Below are 7,801 nucleotides of genomic sequence, written 5' to 3'. Positions count from 1 at the left end.
CTGAACCTATTGCACTCTAACTGACCATGTCAACAAGAAATACAGTCAAAGGCTGGGCAGCGGCAGTGCTGCTCGCCCTGGGGGTTACCGCTCAGGTTCAGGCGCAGCAGGACGCCATGTTCTCGCAGTACATGTTCAATACGATGGCCCTGAACCCGGCCTACGCGGGCAGCCGCGATGTGTTGAGCATGACGGCGCTGTATCGGGCGCAGTGGATTGGCTTGCAGGGTGCGCCCCAAACGGCTACGTTCACCGCCGATATGCCCCTGAACAGCGAGCGGATCGGGGTCGGCATTCAGCTCTACAACGACCGGATCGGGAACCAGACCGAGACGGGCGGCTACCTCACCTACGCGTTCCGGTTTCGGGTGGGTAACCGCTCGACCCTGTCGCTGGGGTTGTCGGGTGGAGTATCGGCCTACAGCAACCGCCTGACCGACGTTGTGTTGGCTCCGGGCCAAACGGGAGCGTCTGATCCGGCTTTCGCTGTCGACATCAACAAGATGCTCCCCAACTTCGGTACGGGGGTTTACCTGAGCAACGACCGTTCGTATATCGGCATTTCGGCACCGCGTCTGCTGCGCAACAACCTGACCGACTTCAGCGCGCCGGGCATCCGGTCGCGGCAGGCGCGGGTTGGCTACGCGATGGCCGGGTTTGTTATCGGGCTGAGCCCGGCGATCAAGCTGAAGCCGTCAATGCTGGTGAAATATTCGGAAGGGGCTCCGCTGGGTTTCGATGGCAACCTGAACCTCTGGCTCAACGACCGCGTCGCCATCGGTACGTCGTTCCGTAAGAATCAGTTTTATACCTTTTCCAGCTTTACCAACGATGCTATCGTGGGGCTGCTGGAGTTCCAGCTGAGCGATCAGATCCGGTTCGGTTATGCTTATGACCACATGCTGAATCGCCTGGGCCGGTTCTCGCCCAATTCACACGAACTGATGCTGCGGTATGAGTTCGGATATGGTAAAAACAAAATCCTTACACCGCGATACTTCTAATAAAAAACGGCAGAGTATTTGCATGAATAGGGTATGTATTCGTCTGAGTGCATACCCTTTTGTTTGCTAACTTACTCATTTGACTGTCGTTAGCGCGTATGATTGTTCGCTCTCTCCCAAAAATCGGACTGTTATTGCTACTGGCAGTAACAGCGTTTGCCCAGCGTCCGGCGCAGCAGGCTGACCAACAGTTTGCAAAAATGGCCTACTCGGAAGCTGCTGCGCTATATGAACAGGCCCTTCAGCAAGCCGACTACCCGAACCAGGCAGCGAGCCGGTCGGCGCTGGCCCGGCTGGGTTATTGTTACCGCCAACTGCGTGACTCCCAGAACGCGGAGCGCGTTTACCGAAACCTGATTGGCGATGGCAACGTACCTGCCAGCCAGGTAGATGCTTACTTGTATTATGCGCAGGCGCTGGTCAGCAACGGCAAGTACAAGGAAGCGCAGGAGGCCTTCGATACGTACACGGCCCAGCAAAACGCCGATGGTCGGGTGCCTGAACTGTCGACTAAAGTTTACCGCGATGTAAGCGCCCTCACCAACACGACGGCTGCTACCTACCGGATCAAATTTCTGGACATCAATACCCGGAAGCCCGAATTCAGCCCGATGTATTACCGCAACGGACTGGTTTTCGTGACCGAAGGAGGCCGGGCGAAAGGCTATCGGCGGGTCTTTAAAGGCAACGGGAGTACTTCGTATCTCGATTTGTATTTTGTGCCGGAGCTAAGTGCCGTCGGGGCAACCGACGCCCTGGCCAGCCTGAGCGAGAGCCGGGCGGCGCAGCGGCTGCTCCGCAAACAATCGTATACGGTGCTGGGTAGCGACGATTTTACCCCCCGTACGGCCAACGATAGCCGCACTGTCGGCGTTTTCGGCAGCAATCAGGTTACGGCGGGTGATGGTTACGGCCTCGAACCCGTATCGGAAACCGAGCGGTTTGGCCGATCGCTGAATACCAAATATCACGAAGGGCCGGCTACGTTCAGCCGCGATGGCTCGCAGGTAATTTTTACCCGGAATAACTTCAACAACGGGCAGGTCGGGCGTAGCACGGATGGGGTCAACAAACTCAAGCTCTACACGGCTCGCCAAACCAATGGAGTCTGGGGCGCTATCGAGGAAATGCCCTTCAACAGCGACGATTACTCGACGGGGCATCCCACCCTCAGCCGCGATGGCCTTCGGCTCTATTTTGCCTCGGATATGCCCGGTGGCTACGGCGGTACGGACCTGTACATCTCTCGCTGGGAAGGCACGCGCTGGTCGGTTCCGATGAATCTTGGGCCGGAGGTGAACACGAAAGGCAACGAGCTGTTTCCGTTTGTCGACGAAAAGAACAACCTCTATTTCGCCTCGAACGGGCTACCGGGAATGGGGGAACTGGATCTGTTCTTCGCGAAAATGACCCCCGACGGTAAGCCGACCAACGTGGTGAAAAATCTGGGTGAACCGTTCAATTCGGCCAGCGACGATTTTGGTATCGTTACCGACGGCAACCGCAAATCGGGCTACTTCAGCAGCAACCGGAAACATGGCGGGGCCGATGACGACATCTACCGCTTCGATCGGGAAGGGTCCTTGTACCCCTGCCGACAGCTGACCGTCAGTGTGTATGACGAAAACACCAAGGAACCACTGCCCAAAACGCAGGTGATGGTTGAAGGGGGCGAACCGGGCAACGAACGCAAAGAACTGATCACCGACGACGAAGGGACGATCCGGCTGTGCGTGGACGCCGAAAGTGATTTCCATTTCACGGCCATGCGCAACGGGTACGTCGACACGAAGATGGGCTTCTCGACGCGCAACCTGGACGATGATCAGCCCTCGCGTCTCGAACTGGCCCTGGAACGGCCCGTTGTGACTACGGCATCCATCGCCACCAGAACGGGGGCCCTTATCAGCGGTACGGTGAAACGGCAAACAGGCCACGTAACGAGTCAGACCGATGGGCGACCACTGCGCGACGTCCGGGTGTTGCTGACCAACGAATGCTCGAATGAGGTAACGGAGTTATGGTCGGATAGTGACGGGGCCTATTCATTCACAACCCTGACGGGCTGCGCCTATCGCCTCGAAGGTAAATACAAGCGCATGGCCTCGAAAGCCAGCCGCATCAATAGCGATGGCAGCGGTGACCCGAACCTGACCATGTTTGGCACTGGGGTTGTGCTGCGCGTTGACGATATCTATTATGACAAAAACCAGTCGGTTATCCGTTCGGATGCCGCTCAGGAGCTCGACAAGCTGGTGACGATGCTGGAAACGTACCCGAAGATGTCAATCGAGTTGCGGTCGCATACCGACAGCCGGGGTACCGATACGTATAACAAAACGCTGTCGAGTGCGCGGGCCAAAGCCGCCATCAACTACATTGCCTCGAAAGGGATTGCCAAGTCACGACTGAAGGCCAAAGGCTATGGCGAGACGCTGCTGGTCAATGATTGCACCAACGGAATCGACTGCACCGAAGAGCAGCACCAGCAGAATCGGCGCACCGAGATCAAGATTCTCCGCATTGAGTAACGGGTACGTACCTGCAAACAAAGAGCCCCACCTGGTTTAGGCGGGGCTCTTTGTTTGCAGGTCGTAGCATTGCTAGGCTAACCGCTTTTTCAGGAAGTCGACGGTGCGGCTCCAGGCTAGTTTGGCGGCCGCTTCGTTGTAACGGGTAGGCGCCGTGTCGTTATGAAAGGCGTGTTGAGCGCCATCGTACACATAGAGTTCGTACGGCACGCCCGCCTTTTTGAGCGCTTCTTCGTAGGCCGGAATGCCCTGGTTGACACGCTCGTCGAGCCCGCCATAATGCAGTTGAACTGCGGCTTTGATCTTGGGTACATCGGCGGCTTCGGGCTGACGGCCATAGAACGGCACGGCAGCTTTGAGGCTGGGTACGTTCACCGCCAACTGATTGGCCATGGCGCCACCCCAGCAGAAACCCACGCAGCCGACCTTGCCTGTGCTGTCGGGACGGGTTTGCAGGTAATCGACCGCCTTGACGAAGTTGTTGCGGGTTTGGGTCATATCTAGTTTGCCAAACAGCTCCCGGATCTGGGCGTCGTCGGTTGGGGTGCCACCTGCGCCTGAGAGGGCATCGGGGGCGAGCGCCAGAAAACCAGCCAGCGCCATCCGGCGCGTCACGTCTTCGATGTGTGGGTTCAGCCCCCGGTTTTCGTGAATAACGATCACCGCCGGGTACTTACCGTTGGCTTTAGGCCGCGCCAGATACCCCTTCATCGTCGTATTGTCGCCGGGGTACGTGATAGTTTCCGTAACGAGCCGATCGTCCTGATGAGGCACGGTTTCGGCATGGGCATAATTGATTTCCAGCAGCGGTAGGGTCGCCATTGCCGCTGCCATACCACCCGTCAGTTTGGCCAGCCGTTTCATGAACTCGTCGCGGGGAAGTGGCTTGTGGGTGTATTCGTCAAAAAGGTTAATAATTCGCTGATCCATAAGCGTTTGAGGTTTAAGGGTTGATGGCTGAGACTAACAGGCTGAAGATAATGATGAACGTCAGCCGGTTAGCCTAATGTAGTACAATGGCCGAATCCATCTGCTCCAGCGACGTGCCTTTGGTTTCGGGCATAAGTCGCCACACAAATAACCCTTGCAGGAGCATCATCAGGCAGAAAAAGGCGAAGAGCGTTGAGGGACCGAATTGTTCCGTAAGGTACGGAAAGGAAAAGGCAATCAGTGCGGCCATGAACCAATGGGTGAAACTGCCCAGCGCCTGCCCGCTCGCCCGCACTTCGTTGGGGAAAATTTCGGAGATGAAGACCCAGATAACGGCCCCCTGCGAGAAGGAGAAAAAGCCGATGTAAGCAAACAGCAGAAAGGGCACGGTCATACCCCCGAGCCCCTTGCCCGCAAACGCGTAGGCCACCAGACCCAGCGTGATCACCAGCCCCACTGAGCCGATAATCATCAGCACGCGCCGCCCGAAACGGTCGATGAAATTGAGCGCCAGCACACACGCCAGAAAGTTGACGACGCCAATGCCGACCGACGATAGCAGGGCTGACGACGTACCCAGCCCAGCCAACTCAAAAATGCGCGGGGCATAATAGATGATGGCGTTGATGCCCGATACCTGGTTGAACACAGCAAACAACACCGCCAGCATAATGGGAAGCCGGTAGGCGCGGCTGAATAGCGACGGCTGCGGCGTTGCCTGCTCCGTTTTGGGCTGTTGGGCCGAGGCCACGATAGCCGCCAGCGTATCAGAAGCCGTGGCCGGATCGACCTTTTGCAACGTCGCCAGCGCGCCTGCTTTGTCGCCCCGGTTCAGCACCAGCCAGCGTGGGCTTTCAGGAACGCCAAACAGGGCCAGAAAGAATACCAGCGATGGGAGTGTTTGCACGCCCAGCATCCAGCGCCACGACTCGTCGCCGCCAACACCCTGCAAGAGGTAGTTCGACAGGTAAGCGACCAGGATGCCCGCCACCACGTTGGTCTGGAACATCGCGACCATGCGCCCCCGCGAGGCCGCCGGTGACACTTCGGCGATGTAGAGCGGTGCCGCTACCGACGAAGCTCCTACGCCCAGCCCACCCAGGAAGCGGAAGATCAGAAAGATAGTCCAGTCGGTTGCCAGCGCCGAGCCCAGCGCCGAGATCAGGTACAGGGCCGCAATGCCAAACAGCGTAGCCCGGCGGCCGAAGCGATCGGCTGGTATGCCGCCGATCAGCGAGCCAACAACGGTGCCGATCAGCGCAATGGAGACGGTGAAGCCGTGCTGAACGGAACTAAGCTGCCAGAGTTGCTGGATGGCCCGCTCAGCCCCCGAAATCACGGCGGTGTCGAAGCCAAATAAGAAGCCGCCGAGTGCGACCACAATCGACCAATAAAGTACAGTACGGTTAGCCATAGAGATAGGAATAGTATGCGGTAAAAACACCCGTAAACCGGATGGTTACGAAGCCATTTGTCTGTAAAACGGCTGAGCACAAAGGTAATGAAACCGATGAGCTGCCCTACGATACCCCCTGACTACCACGGTCAGCATGGGGGGATGACTATAACGACTTGAGGGGCTCGTTTAATAGATCTTGCTATTGTGTATACTTACAGGAGCGACTTATATGCCTACACTTGCGGACATCTTTATCATGGTTTTACAAGGCTGCGCTTCTGCTGGGCATTCGGTATAAAAATGAGATCGACCAACCCTATACGTTCGTGCGTTGTCTTGTTACGGTTGACAAGTCTGGTTCTCGCCGATGTTGTGCTGAGCACCTGTAGCCAGGACCCATTGCCCAGACCCAGTCAAAGTGGGCAGAATACGTTTGGCTGCCTAATCAATGGTAACGCATACGTACCCGATGGCGGGCCCGCTTTTTCGGGCATAAAGCCAGTAACTGGAGGTCTATCTCTGAGATTTGGGTCTATAGCTACACAAATAGGCATTTTTGTTCTCGCGCATGCGAAAGACAAGCAACAAGTCAATCTTCTGTTAAATAATAGTAAGCCAGGCCGGTATCCGTTGACTTTTACTACAGCTGTATCCCCTGCCGCCGTCTCTCCAAAAGATTACGGCTTATATATTTCCAGCAACGGCGACGAATATGTCACGTCAGCCAACTACACAGGCTGGATCAACTTGGTTAAAGCGGATACTACCACAGGCATAGTGGCAGGTACGTTTGAGTTTACAGCGGCAACGCCCGGGGGCCGTACCGTTACGGTCACCAACGGCCGGTTTGACGTGAACCCGCGCACCCAATAGGGCTGAGCCGTTCGGGTAGCCAAAGCTATAACCGAAGATCCGATCTGTGTAGGCTGTTTCGACTTGCTGGTAGGTTATCCTGGCATAGGAAATGCGCTTGAAATAGGGGAAATTGCCACCTTTGTCGATTTCCTCTAGACATGATCAATCGTTTTTGTTTGCTGTGGTATGTACTCGTCGGACTGAGCGTGGCCCAATCGGCGCTGGCTCAGAAAGAGGTGCTGTATTCGCAGTATATGTTTAACCCGATGGCCATCAACCCGGCTTTCGCGGGCGTACGCGAAGATTTCAGCATGACGCTTGCGTTTCGGGGGCGGCTGTTCAGCTTTTTAAGCCAGAATTCGCAGCAGATTGCCACGCCTATCACGCAGACGTTTGCGGCAGACGGGCAGCTCGGTACGGGCCGGTTTGGCTTGGGGCTTCAGGTACTCAACGACCGCAACAGCACGCTCGGCACGGTGGCCATCAGCCCGGCCCTGTCGTACCGCATCGATCTGCCCAATCTGGCCCGCCTGTTTGTGGGGGTGCAGGGGAGCGTGAGTTTTATTCCCGTCATCGGCGTGGGTACCAACGTGGGCGGAACCAGCGCCTTGTTTGGCGCCGGAGCGGGCCTGTATTACGACGCCGAAAAACTGTTTATTGGCCTGTCGATGCCCGAAATCAGCGTCCGAATGGAGAAATTTACGGGGCTGGCATTTCGTAATCCGGTGTATGCGCAGGCCGGTGCCAAACTCCGCCTCTCCGACGACCTGTTGCTGATGCCCTCGGTGGTGTTGTCGCGGGCGGGTAGCGAACCGTTGGCCGTTGATCTCAACGCCCGCCTTTGGTATCACGACAAAGCAGCCCTGGGCGTATCGGTCCGGCAGAACAATACGTTCTTTGTGGGTACGTACAATTATGTACAGGCTTCGCTTGACTATCAGCTGTCTAACAACATTCGGGTAGGGTATCAGTTTAACTCAACAGCCCCCGAAGCACCGTATAGTTCGTTCCAGCCGACCATTCATGAGCTGACCTTTCGGTTTACGCCCAATCCCAATCCGTTGAAGTTTTCTTATTTTTAA

General features: G+C 56.5%; 6 protein-coding genes. 4 read left to right on the top strand and 2 right to left on the bottom strand.

The features are described from left to right. The first annotated feature begins 26 nt into the window (after positions 1–26). Together FAES_RS22410 and FAES_RS22405 are read left to right on the top strand one after the other, a co-directional pair. The gene (locus FAES_RS22410) at positions 27–1,004 is read left to right on the top strand and encodes a PorP/SprF family type IX secretion system membrane protein (protein ID WP_015333471.1); all 978 of its coding nucleotides are present in this window, start codon (positions 27–29) and stop codon (positions 1,002–1,004) included. 98 nt (positions 1,005–1,102) lie between these two features. Further along, positions 1,103–3,535 (top strand): OmpA family protein, encoded by a 2,433-nt coding sequence (locus tag FAES_RS22405; RefSeq protein ID WP_015333470.1) that lies wholly within the window; start codon positions 1,103–1,105, stop codon positions 3,533–3,535. Between the two features lie 72 nt (positions 3,536–3,607). Here the strand turns inward: FAES_RS22405 and FAES_RS22400 are convergent, their stop codons facing one another. Next, the gene (locus tag FAES_RS22400; protein ID WP_015333469.1) at positions 3,608–4,465 is read right to left on the bottom strand and encodes a dienelactone hydrolase family protein; all 858 of its coding nucleotides are present in this window, start codon (positions 4,463–4,465) and stop codon (positions 3,608–3,610) included. A 73-nt stretch (positions 4,466–4,538) separates the two neighbouring features. Continuing rightward, the gene (locus FAES_RS22395) at positions 4,539–5,879 is read right to left on the bottom strand and encodes a sugar porter family MFS transporter (RefSeq protein WP_015333468.1); all 1,341 of its coding nucleotides are present in this window, start codon (positions 5,877–5,879) and stop codon (positions 4,539–4,541) included. A 285-nt stretch (positions 5,880–6,164) separates the two neighbouring features. On the opposite strand from FAES_RS22395, the gene FAES_RS30845 reads away from it, so the two are divergent. Then, entirely contained in the window at positions 6,165–6,737 is a 573-nt protein-coding gene (locus FAES_RS30845; protein ID WP_374755357.1) for a Riean_0653 family protein, read from the top strand. 140 nt (positions 6,738–6,877) lie between these two features. Further along, positions 6,878–7,801 (top strand): PorP/SprF family type IX secretion system membrane protein, encoded by a 924-nt coding sequence (locus FAES_RS22385; protein ID WP_015333467.1) that lies wholly within the window; start codon positions 6,878–6,880, stop codon positions 7,799–7,801.

This window comes from Fibrella aestuarina BUZ 2 (assembly GCF_000331105.1).
GTDB lineage: Bacteria > Bacteroidota > Bacteroidia > Cytophagales > Spirosomataceae > Fibrella > Fibrella aestuarina.
Note: the sequence above shows the minus strand (reverse complement) of the source record. Positions and strands in the feature narration are given on the sequence as shown.